Origin of the sequence: Phaeobacter sp. PT47_59, from assembly GCF_028890025.1 — a bacterium.
In the GTDB taxonomy this organism is placed as follows: domain Bacteria; phylum Pseudomonadota; class Alphaproteobacteria; order Rhodobacterales; family Rhodobacteraceae; genus Phycobacter.
The window spans coordinates 125,283-144,550 of record NZ_JARCJL010000005.1 but is presented as its reverse complement, the minus strand read 5'-3'; the positions used below and the strand labels follow the sequence as shown (position 1 = coordinate 144,550).

Sequence of the window (19,268 nt, the reverse complement as noted above, 5' to 3'; positions counted from 1 at the left end):
TGCGTTCTCAGTCTGGCGAAAGTGACGAAGTGCCGCCCCCCTTTGCGGGCGCTGCTCACTCCAGCGGGCGGGCCTCGTCCACCAGCATCACCGGGATGCCACCCCGGATCGGGAAGGCCAGGTTGGCGGGTTTGGAGATCAGCTCCTGCGCCTCGGCGTCATATTCCAGCACCGCATGGGTGACCGGACAGACCAGCGCCTCCAGCATGCGGCGGTCAAAGGCGGGCGGGGTGGTCTGCGCGTCGCTCATTGCAGGGGATCCTCGTGTGAACCGCTTCGCAAAGCGAATTCGATCAGGGTGACTAGGGTTTCCCGCCTTGTGGCAAGACAGGGAGCCTCAAGCAAGGCCTGTTTATCCTCGGGCTCAAAGTCCAGCAACATCGACAGGGAGTTGATCAACAGCTCGTCATCAGCCCCTTGCAGCGCGTCCCAATCCGTCGACAGGTTGCGGGCGGCAAAGTAACGCGACAACAGCTCCAGCAGTGCCGCGCGTTCCAGACCGGAATCCGGTTCGGCCCGGCCCAGGTCCGCATCAAAGCCGGACCAGTCCACCCGGCATTTGCGATAGGGGGTAAAGCCCGTGCATTCCTCGCTGATCCGATAGCGCGACACGCCGGACAGGGTGATCAGGTATCGGCCATCCTCGGTTTCCGAGAATTGCGTGATCCGACCAGCGCAGCCGATGCTGTGCAGACCCTCGGCGCCGCCATCCCGGGCCGGACAGGGCTGTACCATGCCGATCAGGCGTGCCGGGGTTTTCAGCGTGTCTTCCAGCATCTGCAGGTAGCGCGGCTCGAAGATATGCAGCGGCAGTTTCGACCGGGGCAGCAGCAGCGCCCCGGGCAAGGGAAAGACAGGCAGTACATCCGGCAGGTCTGCAGAGTTGAACATGATAAGAAGTCTAGCGCGTCAGCCGCGTCAGGCAAATATCATCGAGCTCAATTTCCGCCGTCCGTTCAGCACCACCGGATCGTTGGGCTGCAGCGCATCAAAAATTGTGAAGAGCTGCGTCTTGGCCGCGCCATCGTTCCAGTCGCGATCCCGGCGGAACAGGTCCAAGAGCTCGGCCACGGCACCCTCGGCATCGCCCGCCGCATGCAGCGCCTGGGCCAGGTCGAACCGGGCCGCGTGATCGGCGGGATCCACCTCGACCTTGGCGCGCAATTCGGCCACCGGACCCGCGCTTTGCGCCTGGCGCGCCAGTTCGATCTGGGCGCGGGCCGCTTCGATCTCCGGGGCTGCGGAAATCTCGGCCGGGGCGCCGTTCAGGATGGCCTCGGCCTGATCCAGATCTTCCAGAGCAATATGCGCCCGCGCAAGTCCGCCATAGGCGGCGGCGTTCTTGTCATCCTCGCCCAGGACGGCGGCAAAGGTCTGCGCCGCATCGGCCACGGCGCCTTCGGCCAGCATCTCTTCGGCGGCCTCAAGGGCAGCGCCCAGACCGCCATCGGCTTCACCGCCTGCAGCCTCGATCACCTTTTTCAGGAAGGCGTCGATCTCGCTGGGCGGCAGCGCACCCTGGAACATGTCGATCGGGCGACCCTGCACAAAGGCCACAACCGTGGGGATCGACTGCAGCGGCAGGCCCTGCTGTGCCAGTGCCTGCGCCAGGCGCTGGTTCTGATCCACATCGATCTTGGCCATTGTGACAGCACCTTTCGCGCGCGTCACCGCCGCCTCCAGCGCCGGGCCGAGCGTCTTGCAGGGGCCGCACCAGGGTGCCCAGAAATCGACGATCACCGGCGCCTGCATCGAGGCTTCGACCACATCCTGCATAAAGGTCGCTTCTGTCACGTCCTTGATCAGGTCACCCGCGGGCGCCGCTGCGCCGCCACCACCGAGAATATCCATCATGCTCTTGTTCTCCGTTTGGAACTTGCCCCCTATATGGATCGCTGCGGTCCAGAAACCAAGAGAGGAGTTCTCAGACCGTCCCGCTCAAGACCGGCGAGCGGGACACTCCCGCGCCCGTAGGCGCCCTGACCGGGCGCCTTTATGCGGCCTTGGACCGCGCAGCGCGCAAGCGCACTACGGTTGCGCGTCTATCCATGACAGAAGCCAACAGAGCCCCGCCGTGCGCCAGCACGGCGCCCGGCCCAACTGTGGCGGGGCAATCTGTGATTGCTCCAGAACAGGCCGGAGCCCCCCGCCCTGCCGCCAGGTGCTAGAGATCGAAGGTGGCAAAGACCGGCGCATGGTCGCTGGGTTTGTCCCAGCCGCGGGCATCGCGCAGCACCCGGCTGGAATGACCGGCGTTCGAGATATCGCCGGTGGCCCAGATATGATCGAGCCGCCGCCCCTTGTCCGCCGCATCCCAGTCCTTCGCCCGATAGGACCACCAGCTGTAAAGCCGCCCATCCGGGATGTCCTGTCGGGTGATATCGACCCAGCCGCCCGCGTCCTGGGTTTCCGCCAGATGCTCCACCTCGACCGGCGTGTGGCTGACGATCTTCAGAAGCTTCTTGTGATCCCAGACATCATCCTCGCGCGGGGCGATGTTGAGGTCGCCCACCAGGATCGATTTCTGCGGCTTGTCGCCATGGAACCAGTCCCGCATACCGGTGAGGTAGTCGAGCTTCTGGCCGAACTTCTCGTTGATCTCGCGGTCGGGCTTATCGCCGCCCGCAGGCACATAGAAATTGTGGATGGTGACGCCATTCTCCAGCTGCCCGGCAATATGGCGGGCATGGCCAAGATCGGCAAAATCCTCGCTGCCGACCTCGGTGATGGGCAGGCGCGACAGGATGGCGACGCCGTTATAGCCCTTCTGCCCCCGCGCCACCATGTGGGTGTAACCAAGCGCGGCAAAGCCTTCCATCGGGATCTTCTCCACCGGGCTTTTGCACTCCTGCAGGCACAGCACATCCGGCGCCTCTTCCTGCAGCAGCTTGAGCACGATCGGCTCGCGCAGGCGGACGGAGTTGATGTTCCAGGTGCAAAGGGTGAAGGGCATGCGCAGTCTCCGAAGGCTAGGATTTGCCCTCGGTAACACAGCCCCGGCCCGGCGAGAAGTCCGGCAGACCGAAAGCCATCTGTTGACCCCCGGCCACGCCACCGCAATATCCTTATTGGTGTGTTTTAGTTTTTCAAAATCCAATAAATTGCAAGGAGCACCCATGTCGAAAGAATCGAATTGGCAAATCGAACTGAGTGGCGACATCAACCAGGCCCTGGATCAGATGGCCGCCCTGGGCAAGCTGGTCTGGAAAGGTTTCCAGGAGCCCTCCACCGCGGTGGTGATCGAGTTGATGAACGAAACCAAATACACGCTCTACCACGTCGGGAATTATCGCTGGCAGGGCAACTTCATGGAGCCGACAGACGGTTTGCAGCCGAACCATGGGCGTGTCTGGGGCATGGAGTCAAAAGGGCTGGATGGCAGCTTTGGCGCGGTGATCTATCAGCTTTGGGATGGCGACACCGAACTGGAGGCCTATCTGGTCATCGGCAACCTGGTCTACTGGGATGGGGCCCAACCGCATTACACGGCCCTTCTGACCAAGACCAATCAATACAGTGAGGGAAAGCCGCGGACCCTGACCCTGCTCAATGATGGGAAATCCTCGGCCTGGACCCAGGAGTATCCCGATATTGCGGACCTGTCCCTGACGATCAAAGCCGATATCTGGAAGGAATCGATCAACGCCAGAGCGGAAAACTTCCGCGTTCAACTGACCCAAACGCCCTGACGTCTGGACAAAAAAAGACCGGGCACACAGGCCCGGTCCAGTCCAACAGGGAGGTGCATATCGTGACCCGGATATGCGCGGGATAGGGTCGATACCTCATAAAAGGTAAAGGTGACTGTTAGATCTCACTTTGATCTGCGTCAATGCGCTTCCCCTGCGTCAGGGTGTCCCCCTCAAAGGTCAGGTCGCCAGGCGGTAGCCACCGGATTCCGTCACCAGAATCCGCGCGTTCGAGGGATCGGGTTCGATCTTCTGGCGCAGGCGGTAGATATGGGTTTCCAGCGTATGGGTGGTGACGCCGGCGTTGTACCCCCAGACCTCGTGCAGCAGCACATCGCGGGCAACGACGCTGTCGTTGGAGCGATAGAGATACTTCAGGATATTGGTTTCCTTCTCGGTCAGGCGGATCTTGCGGTTGTCCTCGGTCTCCAGGAGCTTCATCGCCGGCTTGAACGTATAGGGGCCAAGGCCGAACACCGCGTCTTCGGACTGTTCATGGGTGCGCAGCTGGGCGCGGATGCGGGCCAGCAGGACCGGGAACTTGAAGGGCTTGGTCACATAGTCATTGGCACCCGCATCAAGGCCGAGGATGGTGTCGGCATCGCTGTCATGGCCGGTCAGCATCAGGATCGGCGCCTTGACGCCCTGCTTGCGCATCAGGCGGCACAGCTCGCGCCCGTCGGTGTCGGGCAGGCCCACATCCAGGATCACCAGATCGTACAAGGCCTCCTTGGCGCGCTCCATCGCGGCCTGGCCGTTCTCTGCCTCGAAGACGTCAAAGTCCTCGGTCATGATCAGCTGCTCGCTCAGCGCCTCGCGCAGATCATCGTCGTCGTCTACCAGCAGTATCTTTTTCAATTGCGCCACGGCACTGTCCTCCTTTGCGTTGGCAAACAGATGCGGTCACCATCGCACAACCACAAGATATGCTTCAGAAGTTTCACGCCCTCGTGTCCCGGATACAGGAATTGTTTCACTTCCGTTGCATTTGGGCCTAGGAAAGGACCGTTATAATGTCACGAACGCCTGGATGGTCGCATGAGCCTGCTGCCCACCACACTTGAACTCTTGGCCCGCGCGCGGGTCGATCTGCGCATGGGGCTGCCCGTGGTGCTGAAGGGCGGCGGCACGGCGGCGCTGGCGATGGCGGTAGAAAGCCTGTCGGCCGACCGGCTGGCAGACCTGCGCGCCCTTGGGCCTGTGTCTCTGGCGCTGACGGCCCGGCGCGCTGAAACCCTGAAGGCGCGCGCCTATGACGGGGATCTGGCCCGGATCGAGGTGCCAGACAATGCCACGCTGGACTGGATCCAGGCCCTGGCCGATCCCGCGGATGACCTGAAGACCCCGATGAAGGGCCCGCTTGCCAGCCTGCGCGCCGGGCCTGCCGATCTGCACCGGCTGGCGATTGCGCTGGTCAAATCGGCGCGACTTCTGCCCGCGGCACTGCTGGTGCCCATTGATCAGGCCGACCGCTTTGCCGCCGAACACGGGCTGACCCGGATTTCGCAAACCGCTGCCGAACCGCTCTTGAGCCAAAGCTCTCCGCTGCACCCGGTGGCCGCCGCCCGCCTGCCGATGGATGCCGCCGAGGCAGGCCGTCTTCACATCTTCCGCCCCGAGGACGGCGGCGAGGAACACTATGCCGTCGAGATCGGCCGCCCGGACCGCAGCAAGCCGGTGCTGGCGCGGTTGCATTCGGCCTGTTTCACCGGCGATGTGCTGGGCTCGCTGAAATGCGATTGCGGCCCGCAATTGCGTGGAGCACTGGCGCAGATGGGCGCAGAGGGCGCGGGCGTGCTATTGTACCTCAACCAGGAGGGGCGCGGCATCGGTCTGGCCAACAAGATGCGCGCCTACAGCCTGCAGGATCAGGGGTTCGACACGGTGGAAGCCAACCATCGGCTGGGGTTCGAGGATGACGAGCGCGATTTCCGGCTGGGTGCCGCCATCCTCAAGGAGATGGGATTCGGTGCGGTACGCCTGATGACCAACAATCCCGGCAAGATCGCGATGATGGAAAAGACCGGAATCACCGTCGCCGAACGGGTGCCGCTGAAGGTAGGGGAAAACGCCCATAACCGTGCCTACCTTGCCACCAAGGCCGCCAAATCGGGGCATATGCTGTGATCCGCCGCGCAGCCTCGCCCGCCGATCTGGTACTGACACCTAGCGGCGTGCGCTTCATGGGCCGCAGGCTGCCCTGTACCATCGGCAAGGGCGGGCTCACGCCGCACAAACGCGAAGGCGATGGCGCAACCCCCACAGGCATCCATCACATCGTCGGGATGCTCTATCGCCCCGACAGGCTTGCACGGCCGACAGATTGGGCGGTGCCGATCGGCCCCGGCGATCTGTGGTCGGACGACATCATGGACCCAGACTACAACGGGATGGTCCGCGCACCCCACCGGTTTAGCCACGAGCGCCTGCGCCGGACCGATCCCTTGTATGATCTGGTGCTGATCACCGATTGGAACTGGCCCAATGCGGTCAAGGGGCGCGGATCGGCGATTTTCATCCACCAATGGCGCCGACCCGGATATCCAACCGAAGGCTGTCTGGCCTTCAGTCGCGGCGACCTGCAGTGGATCGCGGGCCGCATCTCCTTGGGCAGCCGGGTGATTATCGAACCCTTCGCGACCTGATCGTCACTCGGGATAATCGTCACTCGGGGTACCGGCGTCGTGCCTTGGCCTGGGCCAGAACCTTGCCGCCGTTGCGCGCGGTTGCGGTCCATTCATAGGTGTGGCTGCCGCCCGGCGGGCAGGGGCTTTTGTAGGTAAAGGTCCCGGCCGGAACCCGCCCATCCGCGGTTATCTTCAGACGCTTGCTGCCGCCGTGGTTATATCCCGGTACATCCAGATCCGTGAGGCGGAACTGCACCGTGGTGGTCCCCGCCGGCAGGTTCTTCAGTTTGAACTCGGGATTGCCGACCTTGTTGGGATTGCCGGTGGTGCACAGGGGAATCTTCCCCCAGGATGAAAAACTGACGGAAAAATCTCCGGCGCTGGCGACCGAGCCGCAGACCGCGATCAAAGCGGCCAACACTACTGCTTTCATTTCAATCTCCTCACCCTTCAATGGCAAGGAGCCTAGCAGAGTTTCAGACCCCGGGTAGAAAAATCAGGCGTAGCCCCGTTCACCGAAGATGGCCGAACCGACCCGCACATGGGTGGCACCCAGGGCGATGGCCGTCTCGAAATCGCTGCTCATCCCCATCGACAGCCCGTCCAGCCCGTTGCGCGCGGCGATCTTGGCCAGAAGCGCGAAATGCAGCGCCGGTTCCTCGTCCACCGGGGGAATGCACATCAACCCCTTGATGGGCAAATCCAGCCCGCGACACTCCACGATGAAGGCATCGGCATCGGCCGGAAGTACGCCCGCCTTCTGCTCTTCCTCGCCGGTGTTGACCTGGATGAACAGATCCGGGCAGTGACCAATCTCCTGCGCCAACCGCGCAAGGGTGCTTGCCAGCTTGGGACGATCAACCGAGTGGATGCTGTCAAACAACTCCATCGCCTGCCGGGCCTTGTTGGTCTGCAAGGGGCCGATCAGATGCAGATCGATCCCGTCGAATCGGCTGGCGAAATCGGGCCACTTGCCTGCGGCCTCCTGCACGCGGTTTTCACCGAAACAGCGATGCCCCTGTTCCAGCACCGCCTCGACCCGTTCGTTGGGCTGCACCTTGGAGACGGCGATCAGCTGCACCGATCCCGGCGCGCGGCCTGCGGCCTGCTCCGCCTTTGTGATACGGGTCTTGATCTCTTCCAGGGACATGGGCGGCCTCCGAGTGACGTGAAACGGTATGCGATCTGGCCGCAGAGAAACACTGTTTGCGCCGAAATGTTAAGGGCAAAAGAAAAGGGCGAGCCTGCAAGCAGGCCCGCCCCCAATTTCACGCTAAGCGTGGTTCAGCTTAGAAGCTGAAGTACACACCAGCCTGGAACTGGTTGTCGTCGTCGGCTTCGTCAACGTAACCGGCAACGATGGTGGCGCCGCCACCCAGGTCGTACTGGTAGTTGATGCCGAAGGAGGTGCCATCAGCAGTGTCAGCCGCGGTCACAACACCGGAAACTTCGGTGGAGTTGACCCAGACCAGGATGTTCGACGCTGCGCCGATATCCATGTTGCCTTCCAGAGTCATCGAGTCAGCTGCGTCGGTGGAACCGTAGGCCAGTTTCGCACCGAAGGCACCGAAGTCACCGCCGATAGCAGCAAAGGTGATGTCGTTGGCTGCAACGGAGGAGGACTGCATCGCTGCGGTGACATAGTAGTCGCCGAAGGAGTAGGTGACCATCGCGCCGGTGCGGTCTTCACCGCCAGCGGAACCCAGAACCGCGCCGCCGTTACGCTGCGAGTAGGACAGGTGACCGGTGAAGCCGCCAGCGGAGTACATGACTTCGATGCCGTTCACGCCAACGCCAGCGGAGGAGTACGCATCCCAGTTGAATGCGGTGCCGGTGCGGGACTTGATGACCAGGGAGTGGAAGCCCATGCCGTCGATGCCGGTGCCAGCGGAACGGGTACCGGTGGTGTACAGGCCTTTTGCGTTTTCAACAGCACCGATGATGTTGCCAACGTTCACGGCGATGCCGTTGTAGGTCACACCAAAACGAGCGCCGTTGAATGCGCCGGTGCCTGCAACGCCGTCACGGCTTTCGGCCTGTGCGCGGTAGCGAGCGTTGAAGCCAACACCGGAGTCGGTTTCGGTCGACATGTCGAACTGCAGACGCAGACGGCTGGTGATGTTGGTTTTGGAAACGCCAGCAACGCGCTCGTTTGCGGAGTTGTAGTCCAGACCAAAGCGGCCGTAACCGGACATACGGACGTCTGCTGCAGCCATACCCGCGGTTGCGATCAGCGCGGTGGTTGCGAAGAGAACCTTTTTCATAGTTTTTCCCTCGGTTTTCAATTCACATGCCCAAACCGGGGAATCCGGCGTGGGTATGACAAGGGGTTTCGCTTTTTCCCCCCCGGTTTGGCAAGAGGCGCTCCCGGCCCTCAGATCATTGCCCCCCACGATGGTGCAGCTTTGCCACAGTTCTGTTTACCATCCTTACCAAAGCCCCTTATTACACCGGCCATAAAGGACACAGCTCAATCGCTGTCATGCCGGGCAAAAGAGAGCGCGATACAGGCGGCGGTGCCCAACATGTGCTCTTTGGAATGGAATGCGGCGGGCAGAGCGCTCCCGACGATTCGTCGCCACCCACAACGATAGCCAAAGCCCTTGCCCCGCTTGCCGCCCTTGGGATAGGACTTCCCCAAGTCAAAGGCTCAGGGAGCGGCTATGAAACTGCAGAACATCTTCAAGGTAACCCTGATCGGTGCACTATGCCTGAGCGTTGCGGCCTGTGGCGGGCGCGGCAAGAACCGCCCGGTGAATACCACTGCGCCGTCTGAATTCAACAATGATGTCGATGCCGCTGCCAGCGACAAATCCTCGATCTGGGATGTGTTCGGCGGCAAACCGGATCAAAAGGTGCAGGTGAACCGCTACCTGTGGAACGCCAGCATGGATGTGCTGAGCTTCCTGCCGGTCCAAAGCGTCGATCCCTTCACCGGCGTGATCGTCACCGGATATGGCACGCCTCCGGGCGGCGGGCGCGCCTATCGCGCCACGGTGCATATCAAGGATCCGGCACTGGATGCGCGCTCCCTCAATGTCTCGCTCCACTCCAAGGGCGGCCCGGTCAGCGCCTCTACCACCCGCGCGGTGGAGGATGCGATTCTGTCCCGCGCGCGTCAGCTGCGCATTGCGGATAAGAAGTTCTAACGCCGCTCCCCTCTGGAAAGCCGCATCAAACATCAGTATCACCAGCGCCGGGCCCCATCGCCCGGCGTTTTCACTCTCAAAGGACCGCATCCATGTCGCGTTACTCTGCCTCCGAGATCGAAGCAAAATGGCAGGAGGCCTGGGACAAGGCCGGGATCTTCCAGGCCAAACGGACGGCTGACAAGCCGAAGTACTATGTGCTGGAGATGTTCCCCTACCCGTCGGGACGCATCCACATGGGGCATGTGCGCAACTACACCATGGGCGACGTGGTGGCGCGCTACAAGATTTCCACCGGCCACAACGTGCTGCACCCGATGGGGTGGGATGCTTTCGGGATGCCCGCGGAAAACGCCGCCATGGCCATCGGCGGCCACCCCAAGGACTGGACCTATAACAACATCGCCGACATGCGCGGCCAGATGAAGCCCCTGGGCCTGTCGATCGACTGGTCCCGCGAATTCGCCACCTGCGACCCCGAATACTACGGCCAGCAGCAGTCCCTGTTCCTTGATTTCCTTGAAAAAGGTCTCGTCTACCGCAAGAACGCCGTGGTCAACTGGGATCCGGTCGACATGACCGTCCTGGCCAACGAGCAGGTCGAAAACGGGCGCGGCTGGCGTTCCGGCGCGCTGGTGGAGCGGCGCGAGCTGACCCAGTGGTTCTTCAAGATCTCCGACTACTCCGAGGAACTCTTGGAGGCGCTGGACGGATTGGAGAACTGGCCCGCCAAGGTACGTCTGATGCAGGAAAACTGGATCGGCAAATCGCGCGGCCTGCAATTCTCGTTTGAGCGCACCGATGGCGGCGCGGCGATCGAGGTCTACACCACCCGCCCCGACACGCTGATGGGCGCCTCCTTCGTGGGCATCTCGCCGGATCACCCGATTGCAAAGCAGCTGGAAGCCGACAGCCCCGAGATGGCCGAGTTCCTCGCCGAATGCCGCAAGGGCGGCACCACCGCCGAGGCGATCGAGACCGCGCCGAAACTGGGCCGCGACACCGGCATCCGTGTGAAACACCCGCTGAACCCCGACTGGGAGCTGCCGGTCTGGATCGCCAACTTCATCCTGATGGACTACGGCACCGGCGCGATCTTTGCCTGCCCGGCGCATGACCAGCGCGACCTCGATTTCTGCCGCAAATACGATCTGCCGGTGACAGATACCTTTGTCGCCCTGGACGATCCGAAATCGGTCGAGAACGAGGCCTTCGTGCCGCCGAAGAGTGAAAAGGTGAAATGGATCAACCATTTCGCAGGTCTGGACGTGGCCACCGGCGAAGAGGCGATCAACACAACCATCGACAAGGCCGAATCTGAGGGCTGGGGCCAGGGCGTCACCAAGTTCCGCCTGCGCGACTGGGGCCTCAGCCGCCAACGCTACTGGGGCTGCCCGATTCCGGTGGTGCATTGCGATGCCTGCGGTGTGGTGCCCGAGAAGAAGGAAAACCTGCCCGTCCGCCTGCCGGATGATGTGACCTTCGACAAGCCCGGCAACCCGCTGGACCGCCACCCCACATGGCGCGATTGCGCCTGCCCGAACTGTGGCAAGCCTGCCCAGCGCGAAACCGACACGATGGATACTTTCGTCGATTCGTCCTGGTATTTCGCCCGCTTCACAGCACCCCGCGCCGAAACCCCCACGGTGATGGAAGAGGCCGAATACTGGATGAACGTGGACCAGTATATCGGCGGTATCGAGCATGCGATTCTGCACCTCTTGTATTCGCGCTTTTTCGCCCGCGCGATGCACATCTGCGGCCACCTGCCCGAATCCGCAAAAGAACCCTTCGATGCGCTCTTCACCCAAGGCATGGTGACCCACGCGATCTACCAGACCAAGGGCGACAATGGCCGCCCGGTCTATCACTACCCCGAAGAGGTAGAGCTGCAGGGCGACAAGGCGGTCCTCAAGGAGACCGGCGCCGAGGTAGAGGTGATTCCCTCTGCCAAGATGTCGAAATCCAAGAACAACGTGGTCGACCCGCTCAGCATCATCTCCGCCTTCGGGGCCGATACCGCGCGCTGGTTCGTGCTGTCCGACAGCCCGCCCGAGCGTGACGTGGAATGGACCGCCGCCGGGGCCGAGGCCGCCTATAAGCACCTCAACCGGGTCTGGAACCTCTCGGTGAAGATCGCGGAAATGGACGCAAGCGAAACAGGCGCGGATGACGAGGATCTGCTGCGCGAGATGCATAAATGCATCCGCGACGTGACGCTGGGCGTCGAATCCTTCGGCTTCAACGCAGCCATCGCCAAGCTTTACGCCTTTACCAACACGCTGGCGAAATCCAAGGCAGGTGCCGCCGCCCAGAAACAGGCGATCCGCACCCTGGCACAGCTGATGTCGCCGATGACCCCGCACCTGGCCGAAGCCGTCTGGGAGGCACAGGGCGGCGAAGGTCTGGTGGCCACCGCCTCCTGGCCCGTGGCGGACGAATCGATGCTGGTCGAGGACAGCGTGACCCTGCCGATCCAGATCAACGGCAAGCGCCGCGGCGAAATCACCGTCGCCAAGGATCTGGACAAGGCGGAGGTTGAAAAAATCGCGCTGGCGCACGAAGCTGTGCAAAAGGCGCTGGATGGCGCCGCTCCGAAGAAGGTGATCGTGGTGCCGGGCCGTATCGTCAATGTCGTTGCCTGATCTGAGGCATATCCTGCTTTTACCGCTGGCCGTGGTCCTTGGACTGTCGGCCTGCGGCTTCACCCCGGTCTATGCGCCGGGGGGCACCGGCGCCGCCCTTCATGGCAAGGTCATCGTGCAGGCGCCCGAGGAGATTCGCGCCGACAGCGAGGTGGATGCCTATCACCTGGTGCGCAATCTCGAAGAGCGCCTGGGACGCGGTGAAAATGCTGCGATAGGCGGCGGCTACCGGCTCGATCTGACGCTCAGCACCCGCAGCGAAGGCCAGGCGATCACCGCCAATAACGCCACCACACGCTATTCCATCGTCGGCACGGCTGGCTTTGTTCTGACCCGGCAATCCGATGGCGCGATTGTCGCCAGCGGCAGCGAGGACGGCTTCACCGGCTATTCCGCCACCGGTTCCACCGTAGAAACCCTGGCCGGGGAACGCGACGCCCACGAGCGCCTGATGCAGATCCTTGCCGACCGGATCATCGCGCGTCTGTTGACGACTGCGGATCTGGCCTCCACCGATACGGTCGAGGGATGAAACTCTCCCCCCGCGACGCAGAGGGCTATTTCGCCAGGCCCGACCCGGACAAGACCGGCCTGCTGATCTATGGTGCCGATGCCATGCGGGTGGCGCTGAAACGGCAACAGATGCTGGCAGCCTTGCTTGGCCCCGGCGCCGAAGAGGAAATGCGCCTGTCGCGCATGCCCGGCTCCGATCTGCGCAAGGATCCCGCGCAGCTGCTCGACGCGGTAAAGGCAGTGGGCTTTTTTCCCGGCACCCGCGCCGTCTTTGTCGAGGACGCCAATGATGCGGCCGCACCGGCGATTCTGGCCGCTTTGGAAGACTGGCAGCCGGGCGATGCGCAAATCGTGGTCACCGCCGGGCAGCTCAAGGCCACATCCAAGCTGCGCAAGGGATTCGAAGGCCACCGCAACGCCTATGCCACCGGCATCTACGACGACCCGCCGTCGCGGGCCGAGATCGAGCGAATCCTGCGCGATGCCGATATCCGCGATGTCCCCGGCGACAGCATGTCGGCGCTGACCGATATCGCCAATGACATAGGCCCCGGCGATTTCTCCCGCATGATCGAGAAACTCGCGCTCTACAAATACGAAGACACCAGCCCCCTCAGCCTTGAGGATATCGAGGCGGTTGCCCCGCAATCCACCGAGGCCGCGCTTGATGATGTGTTGAACGTGGTGGCCGAGGGGCGCAGCGCCGAGATCGGTCCGCTGTTGCGCCGCCTTCAGGCGCAGGGCACCAATGCGGTGACGCTGTGCATCGGGGCGACGCGCCATTTCCGCACGCTTTACACCGTGGCCGCCGATCCGGGTGGCCCGGCGCAGGGCATCGGCCGGATGCGCCCGCCGCTATATGGAAAACGCCGCGACAGGGTGCTGCGGCAGGCGCAAGCCTGGGGGGCGGCGAAACTGCAGACCGCGCTCACAATCCTGACCGACACCGACCTGCAGCTGCGCTCTGCCGGGCAGACGGCACCTGCGCTGGCGCTGATGGAACGGGCGCTCATCCGGCTCGCCATGCTGGGACGGGCGCGCTAGGTCGCAACGTTCCGCCGCTTCTGCCTTGACGCCACGACATCCGCGCGCATCTGATGCGGCCAACACATTAGGGAGAGAGACACATGTACACCGTGATCGGCAAACCGATGACCCGCGCCTTCCGCGTGATCTGGACGCTCGAGGAGCTGGGCCAGCCTTACGAGCTGAACACCGCCGCGCCGCACAGCCCGGACATCCTTGCCGTGAACCCCTCGGGCAAGGTCCCGGCCCTGGTCGAGGATGGCGAGGTGATCACCGATTCCAGCGCCATCATCACCTATCTGGCGGACAAGCACGGTGCGCTCACCGCCCCGGCCGGTACGCTGGCGCGGGCCAAGCAGGACGCCGTGATGCATCAGATCCTGGACGAGATCGACGCGGTTCTGTGGACCGCCGCCCGCCACAGCTTTGCCCTGCCGGAAGAACAGCGCGTGCCCGCAGTAAAGGACAGCCTGCGCTGGGAGTTCGAGCGCAACATCGCCCGGCTGGAGAAGCGCCTGACCGGCCCCTACCTGATGGGAGATGATTTCACCATCGTCGATATCCTCTGTGTGCACTGCCTGAACTGGGCTTTTGGCGCCAAGTTCCCGATCGAAAGCCGCGCCCTCTTGGACTACTCGAAACTGGTGCGCAGCCGCGACGCCTTTCAGCGCACGGCAGCACTGGCCAAATAATCAACGGGCCAAGTATTCAACGGGCCAAGTAATCGACCGCGCCCCGCCCGGCCCAACGCCCGGTGGCTAGGCAGGCGGTCAGCAGGTAGCCCCCGGTGGGCGCCTCCCAATCCAGCATCTCCCCGGCGCAGAACGTGCCGGGGATCGCCTTCAGCATCAGCGCCTCATCCAGCGCCTCCTGGCAGACGCCCCCGGCTGTCGAAATCGCCTCATCCATTGGCCGCAGCCCCTGGTGGCGCACGGGCAGGGCTTTGATCAGCGCCGCCAGGGCTTGCGGATCCTGCGGCAGGGGGCGGGCAAATTCCTGCATGAGAGCGATCTGAACGGGCTGCAGTTTCAACACCTTGCGCAGATGGTTCGACAGGCTCGCCTTGCCGCGCGGACGCTGCAGCCGACGGGAAACCTCATCCACTGTCAGATCGGGCATCAGGTCCAGCGTCAGATCAGCGCCCTCCCGCACCGCCGCGCAGACCGCATAGATCCCACCGCCCTCCAACCCGCGCTCGGAAATCACCGCCTCCCCGCGTGACGACAACGCCCCGGCCCGCAACGCAATACCCTTCAGGGGTGCACCGAAATGCGTTTTCATGTGATCCGACCACGCCACCACCAGCCCGGCATTGGCCGGTTTGAAGGCCTCCAGTTGCACGCCCCGCTCCGCCAGCAAGGGGGCCCAGGCCCCGTCCGAACCCAGCCGCGCCCAACTCGCACCGCCCAGCGCCAGAACCGTCACCTTGGCACTGACCGCCACCGGCCCCTCGGCCGTGTCAAAGGCCAGACCCTCGCCCTGCCAGCCGGTCCAGCGCCAGCGCGTGCGCCGCTCGACACCCAGCCCCTCGAGCCGCTCCAACCAGGCCCGCAACAGCGGCGAGGCCTTCATCTCCTTTGGAAACACCCGCCCCGTGGAGCCGGTGAACAAGTCGCGCCCCAGCCCGCGCGCCCAAGCCTGAACGGCCGCCGCATCAAAGGCCCGCACCATTGGCCCCAGCCAGGCCCGCGCGGCGCCATAGTGTTCGATCAAAGCCTCGAAAGGTTCGTCCTTGGTCAGGTTCAGGCCGGATTTTCCCGCCATCAGCAACTTGCGCGCCACCGAAGGTTTGCCTTCGGCCACCAGCACGGCGTACCCAGCCTGCGCCAGTTCCTCGGCCGCCATCAAGCCCGCAGGCCCGGCGCCGATCACCACAGCATCCCAATGTTCCGGTTTCCCCGCCATGAAACTCCGCTTTCCGCCCCTTGTCCGCGCTTGATCCCGCTGCATCTAATGCACCTGAACGCCAAAGACGAGAGGCCAGGATGTCAGAGCCAGACGCTCCCCCGATCTGCCCCCTGTGCGACCGCCCGATACCGGCGGAGGTCCCGCAAAGCCTGCACCACCTGATCCCGAAACTCAAAGGCGGAAAGGGCGGGCCGACCGTCCTGTTGCACCATATCTGCCACCGGGAGATCCACGCCACCCTGACCGAGGCCGAACTTGCCCGCGACTATGCCACCGTCGAGGCGCTGCGCAGTCACCCCCGCCTTGCCCGCTTCCTCGCCTGGATCCGGAAACGGCCGCCGGGGTTTTCCTCCCGCGTCCCCGGAAAGCGCCGCAATCGGTAGGGCGTACGCTCCGGCTTTGACAGCGGGTCAAGGCTGGCCGCAGGCCACCCTGCGCAGCAGGGGCGCAGCGCCTTGACGCGATGACAAAGTCGATACCCTCGATATGGCCTTCTGAGGCAGATCCTGCCCTCAGAGGGCCTCTCGGCAAAAAGAAAACGCCGCGCGTCAGCGCGACGCTACGCCCAACGGGACGCGGGGCATGTCAATGCCCCAAGGACGGGCGGGAGCCGCCCCTCCCTCTTAACGACACATCTCCAGGATCCCTCGCGCGGTATCGGGCTTGGCGGCCAATGCATCCCCCAGCAACGCACGTGCCTGGCCCATCAAGGCCTCCGGATCCACGATCCGGTCCACCAGCCCCCAGGCGCAGGCCTCCTCCGCCTCGATCTTCTGACCACCGGCCAGGATCATCTTGGTGCGGGCCGGGCCGATCAACGCCACCATCCGCGCCGGGTCCGAGGGCTGCGGCAGGTAGCCAAGCTTCATCACCGGGTAAAAGAACTTCGCCCCCGGCACCGCAAGACGGATGTCACAGGCCAGCACCATCCCGTTGGCGCCGCCTGCCAGCGTGCCGTTTAGCGCCGCGATCTTGAGGCAGGGCAGCGCCGCGATGGCTCCCGAAAGACGTTCCCACAGGGGGGAGGTCGCCAGACCGGCCCGCGCCTCTTCCAGGTCAGCCCCGGCGCTGAAGACCTTGCCGGTGCCGGTCAGGATGAACCCACGAGCCTCGCTCGCGCGTTCGGCAATCTCGGCCAGCTCGGTCAGCATCTCACCGGTCAGGGAATTGGCCTTGTCCGGGCGGTTGATCGTCACCACCCACAGGTCCTCGTCGGTGATCTCAAGATCGATCATACCAGCCCGACCCGGCGACGGATCGCCTCGTCGCGCAGGGCGATTTCCTGGCCCAGGAATTCCTCTGCATCGCTGCCACACATCCACAGGAGGGTGCGGGCCGGCCATTCGGCGGGAATGTGATCTTCCCAGTTCAATTCGCTCACCGGGTTGATGCCGCTTGCCTTGATCTCGCGCTGCATCTGGGTGGCAACGGTGCCCGGCGACAGCCCCATGGCGCGGATGCCATTGCCGCCTTCCTCCAGGTGCAGGGCACGGGTCAGCATCGCGGCGCCCGCCTTCGAGGTGCAATAGGCGCTCCAGGCCTCCAGCGGATTATGCGCGGCACCCGAGCTCACCGTGATGATGGTGCCACCGCCCGCCGATTTCATGATCGGCAAGGCCGCGCGGATACCATAGAACACGCCCTTGATATTGATGTCGATCAGCTTGCCCCAGGCCGCTGGATCCACGTCTTCCAGGCGCGCGATCGGTTCGATCACACCTGCATTGTTGATCAGCACATCAAGGCCGCCAAAGTGGTCATGCGCCTTTTTCAGGGCAGCTGAGACAGCCTCTGCATCCGCCACATCGCAGGCACATGCCAGCGCCTTGTCGCCGATCTCCGCCACCAGATCCTGCAGTGCTGCCGCACTGCGCGCCAATAGGGCAACATTTGCCCCCGCCGCCGCAAATACCCGTGCTGCATCGGCGCCGATCCCCCGGCTCGCCCCGGTGATGACGACTGTCTTGCCCTGCATATCCATGCCCTATCTCTCCAATGCCTGCCGCGCGCAGTCCTGTCGCGCTCCTGTGATGCCTACGTGGTAAACCGCCTAGGGGGAACGGTCCAGCCCCAGGCCCCTTGACGCCGCAGGCAGGCCAGCGGACGATGGACCGGATTGCTGGCTATGAAAGGTTTCACCCATGTCCGTTTTTCTTTCACGCAGTTGCTGCACCGCTATTGTTCTGATTGCCTCCGCCCAAGGTGCGCTGGCCGATCTCAGCGCCCAGGATGTCTGGACCGACTGGAAATCCTACATGTCCGGCGTCGGCTACGAGATGACCGCCACCGAGAACCAGTCTGGCAATACGCTGACGGTTTCCGACCTCTCCATGATCGTTCCGATTCCCGACGAAGACGACGTCACCGCCGCGATTACCACGGATGAGATCACATTCACCGAGAACGACGACGGCACCGTCAGCATCCTGCTGCCGAAGGACTTCCCGATGACCGTCCTCGCCAGCGAGGGGAACGACAAGGTCACGGTCGGCCTTCTCTTCACCCATGACGGCAGCCCGATTATGGTATCGGGCGATCCGAGCAACATGGCCTACGATTATGCCACCAGCCAGATGACCATGACGTTGGACAAGCTGGAAGCCACCGGAGAGGACATCCCGCAGGATGCGATCCGGCTGACCGCAACCCTGTCCGACGTGGTGACCAAGACCACCATGTCCCTGGCAGGCAACCGCACCTATGATCAAAGCTGGACCGCTTCGGCGCTGAGCTACGACCTGGGCTTCAAGGATCCGGGCAGCGAGGATCACCTCTCTGCCGCCGGTGCCATGCAGCAGATCACCACGCATAGCGTCAGCACCCTGCCCTCCGACCTGGGCACCTCCGGCGATTTCTCGGCACTTCTGGCCGCCGGCTTCAGCGCCGTTGCGGACTTTTCCTACACCAGCGGCAACTCCGCCATTTCCTTCAAGGACGGGCGCGACAGTTTCGCCTTTGACAGCACCTCTGGCGGTGGCGCGTTCGATGTCACGATGGATGCCAGCAAACTGTCCTACGGCATCACGCACAAGGACATGGCCTTCAACGTGGCGGGTTCGGAGATCCCCTTCCCGCTGGCGCTGAGCATGGCCGAGGCGGGTTTCAACATCACCATCCCGGTGGCCAAATCCGAAGCGGAACAGGATTTCGCCCTTGGCGTCGCCCTGCGCGACTTTGCAGTGCCAGAGATGCTCTGGGGCATGATCGATCCCTCCGGCGCCCTGCCGCATGATCCTGCAAGCGTGGTGCTGAGCCTCACCGGCAAGGGCAAGGTGCTGTTTGACATCTTCGACCCCGAGGCGATGGAAAAAGTCGAGGACGGCGATATCGCACCGGGTGAATTGAACGCTGTCTCCATCAACGAACTCCTGGTTTCGGCCGCAGGGGCGAAGCTGACCGGGACCGGCGACTTCACCTTCAACAACGAAGACCTGGCCAGCTTTGACGGCCTGCCCGCACCGTCTGGCGAGGCGAACCTCTCCTTGAGCGGCGCCAACAGCCTGGTGGACAAGCTGGTCGGCATGGGTCTGTTGAGCGATGAGGACGCCATGGGCGCGCGCATGATGATGGGCATGCTGGCGGTTCCGGGCGAAGGCGAGGATACGCTGAACTCGAAGATCGAGATCACCGAGGACGGCAAGATCCTGGCCAACGGTCAGCGCCTGAAATAACGCCTCTCTGGGGCAAATCGTCTGAAGGGACCGCCATCGC

21 protein-coding genes are annotated in these 19,268 nt (G+C 63.4%); 10 read left to right on the top strand and 11 right to left on the bottom strand.

The genetic code is table 11. The features are described 5' to 3' along the window. Positions 1 to 55: 55 nt before the first annotated feature. The 4 genes from PXK01_RS06550 to PXK01_RS06535 all read right to left on the bottom strand — a co-directional run bounded on the left by PXK01_RS06550 (position 56) and on the right by PXK01_RS06535 (position 2,953). Positions 56 to 250: a Trm112 family protein gene (locus PXK01_RS06550; protein WP_274846984.1), complete on the bottom strand. Its 195-nt coding sequence runs from the start codon at positions 248 to 250 to the stop codon at positions 56 to 58. Then, positions 247 to 891, bottom strand: coding sequence for an LON peptidase substrate-binding domain-containing protein (locus PXK01_RS06545; RefSeq protein WP_274846983.1), 645 nt, complete (start codon positions 889 to 891; stop codon positions 247 to 249). Before PXK01_RS06545 ends, PXK01_RS06550 begins: the two co-directional genes overlap by 4 nt. Before the next feature lie 27 nt (positions 892 to 918). Continuing rightward, on the bottom strand, positions 919 to 1,854 hold the full coding sequence (locus tag PXK01_RS06540; protein ID WP_274846982.1) for a tetratricopeptide repeat protein: 936 nt from the start codon (positions 1,852 to 1,854) through the stop codon (positions 919 to 921). Between the two features lie 310 nt (positions 1,855 to 2,164). Then, positions 2,165 to 2,953, bottom strand: coding sequence for an exodeoxyribonuclease III (locus PXK01_RS06535; protein WP_274859342.1), 789 nt, complete (start codon positions 2,951 to 2,953; stop codon positions 2,165 to 2,167). A gap of 163 nt (positions 2,954 to 3,116) precedes the next feature. Between PXK01_RS06535 and PXK01_RS06530 the strand changes: the two genes are divergently transcribed. After that, entirely contained in the window at positions 3,117 to 3,689 is a 573-nt protein-coding gene (locus tag PXK01_RS06530) for a hypothetical protein (protein WP_274859340.1), read from the top strand. 180 nt (positions 3,690 to 3,869) lie between these two features. Here PXK01_RS06530 and PXK01_RS06525 read toward each other — a convergent pair whose 3' ends face one another. Next, a complete protein-coding gene (locus tag PXK01_RS06525; protein ID WP_274846981.1) occupies positions 3,870 to 4,556 on the bottom strand; it encodes a response regulator transcription factor in 687 nt (228 codons plus the stop codon). Between the two features lie 171 nt (positions 4,557 to 4,727). On the opposite strand from PXK01_RS06525, the gene ribA reads away from it, so the two are divergent. Together ribA and PXK01_RS06515 are read left to right on the top strand one after the other, a co-directional pair. Then, positions 4,728 to 5,816, top strand: coding sequence for a GTP cyclohydrolase II (gene ribA, locus PXK01_RS06520; RefSeq protein WP_274859338.1), 1,089 nt, complete (start codon positions 4,728 to 4,730; stop codon positions 5,814 to 5,816). Between the two features lie 56 nt (positions 5,817 to 5,872). Further along, on the top strand, positions 5,873 to 6,334 hold the full coding sequence (locus tag PXK01_RS06515; RefSeq protein WP_274859448.1) for a L,D-transpeptidase family protein: 462 nt from the start codon (positions 5,873 to 5,875) through the stop codon (positions 6,332 to 6,334). A gap of 19 nt (positions 6,335 to 6,353) precedes the next feature. Here PXK01_RS06515 and PXK01_RS06510 read toward each other — a convergent pair whose 3' ends face one another. The 3 genes from PXK01_RS06510 to PXK01_RS06500 all read right to left on the bottom strand — a co-directional run bounded on the left by PXK01_RS06510 (position 6,354) and on the right by PXK01_RS06500 (position 8,580). Continuing rightward, complete coding sequence (locus PXK01_RS06510) at positions 6,354 to 6,749, bottom strand: hypothetical protein (protein ID WP_274846979.1); 396 nt, start codon at positions 6,747 to 6,749, stop codon at positions 6,354 to 6,356. A 63-nt stretch (positions 6,750 to 6,812) separates the two neighbouring features. Continuing rightward, complete coding sequence (locus PXK01_RS06505; RefSeq protein ID WP_274859336.1) at positions 6,813 to 7,466, bottom strand: YggS family pyridoxal phosphate-dependent enzyme; 654 nt, start codon at positions 7,464 to 7,466, stop codon at positions 6,813 to 6,815. A 139-nt stretch (positions 7,467 to 7,605) separates the two neighbouring features. Further along, complete coding sequence (locus tag PXK01_RS06500) at positions 7,606 to 8,580, bottom strand: porin (protein ID WP_274846977.1); 975 nt, start codon at positions 8,578 to 8,580, stop codon at positions 7,606 to 7,608. A 399-nt stretch (positions 8,581 to 8,979) separates the two neighbouring features. Between PXK01_RS06500 and PXK01_RS06495 the strand changes: the two genes are divergently transcribed. The 5 genes from PXK01_RS06495 to PXK01_RS06475 all read left to right on the top strand — a co-directional run bounded on the left by PXK01_RS06495 (position 8,980) and on the right by PXK01_RS06475 (position 14,341). Beyond that, a complete protein-coding gene (locus tag PXK01_RS06495; protein ID WP_274846976.1) occupies positions 8,980 to 9,465 on the top strand; it encodes a DUF3576 domain-containing protein in 486 nt (161 codons plus the stop codon). 92 nt (positions 9,466 to 9,557) lie between these two features. Then, on the top strand, positions 9,558 to 12,110 hold the full coding sequence (leuS, locus tag PXK01_RS06490; RefSeq protein ID WP_274859335.1) for a leucine--tRNA ligase: 2,553 nt from the start codon (positions 9,558 to 9,560) through the stop codon (positions 12,108 to 12,110). Next, positions 12,097 to 12,642: an LPS assembly lipoprotein LptE gene (gene lptE / locus PXK01_RS06485; protein WP_274859334.1), complete on the top strand. Its 546-nt coding sequence runs from the start codon at positions 12,097 to 12,099 to the stop codon at positions 12,640 to 12,642. Before leuS ends, lptE begins: the two co-directional genes overlap by 14 nt. After that, positions 12,639 to 13,667: a DNA polymerase III subunit delta gene (holA, locus tag PXK01_RS06480; RefSeq protein ID WP_274846973.1), complete on the top strand. Its 1,029-nt coding sequence runs from the start codon at positions 12,639 to 12,641 to the stop codon at positions 13,665 to 13,667. The genes lptE and holA overlap by 4 nt, the downstream gene beginning before the upstream one ends. A gap of 83 nt (positions 13,668 to 13,750) precedes the next feature. Beyond that, positions 13,751 to 14,341 carry a glutathione S-transferase family protein gene (locus PXK01_RS06475; protein ID WP_274846972.1) on the top strand — a complete coding sequence of 197 codons (591 nt, stop codon included), beginning with the start codon at positions 13,751 to 13,753 and terminating at the stop codon, positions 14,339 to 14,341. A 16-nt stretch (positions 14,342 to 14,357) separates the two neighbouring features. On the opposite strand, the gene PXK01_RS06470 is transcribed toward PXK01_RS06475, so the two are convergent. Continuing rightward, on the bottom strand, positions 14,358 to 15,554 hold the full coding sequence (locus PXK01_RS06470; RefSeq protein ID WP_274846971.1) for a TIGR03862 family flavoprotein: 1,197 nt from the start codon (positions 15,552 to 15,554) through the stop codon (positions 14,358 to 14,360). Positions 15,555 to 15,634: 80 nt separating this feature from the next. Here PXK01_RS06470 and PXK01_RS06465 point away from each other — a divergent pair, with 80 nt between their 5' ends. Then, complete coding sequence (locus PXK01_RS06465) at positions 15,635 to 15,940, top strand: HNH endonuclease (RefSeq protein WP_274846970.1); 306 nt, start codon at positions 15,635 to 15,637, stop codon at positions 15,938 to 15,940. A 240-nt stretch (positions 15,941 to 16,180) separates the two neighbouring features. Here PXK01_RS06465 and PXK01_RS06460 read toward each other — a convergent pair whose 3' ends face one another. Together PXK01_RS06460 and PXK01_RS06455 are read right to left on the bottom strand one after the other, a co-directional pair. Further along, entirely contained in the window at positions 16,181 to 16,792 is a 612-nt protein-coding gene (locus tag PXK01_RS06460) for an enoyl-CoA hydratase/isomerase family protein (RefSeq protein WP_274859333.1), read from the bottom strand. Next, positions 16,789 to 17,538, bottom strand: a complete 750-nt coding sequence (locus PXK01_RS06455; protein WP_274859332.1) for an SDR family oxidoreductase — start codon at positions 17,536 to 17,538, stop codon at positions 16,789 to 16,791. The genes PXK01_RS06460 and PXK01_RS06455 overlap by 4 nt, the downstream gene beginning before the upstream one ends. Before the next feature lie 160 nt (positions 17,539 to 17,698). On the opposite strand from PXK01_RS06455, the gene PXK01_RS06450 reads away from it, so the two are divergent. Beyond that, positions 17,699 to 19,228 carry a DUF2125 domain-containing protein gene (locus PXK01_RS06450; protein ID WP_274859331.1) on the top strand — a complete coding sequence of 510 codons (1,530 nt, stop codon included), beginning with the start codon at positions 17,699 to 17,701 and terminating at the stop codon, positions 19,226 to 19,228. Positions 19,229 to 19,268 lie beyond the last annotated feature (40 nt).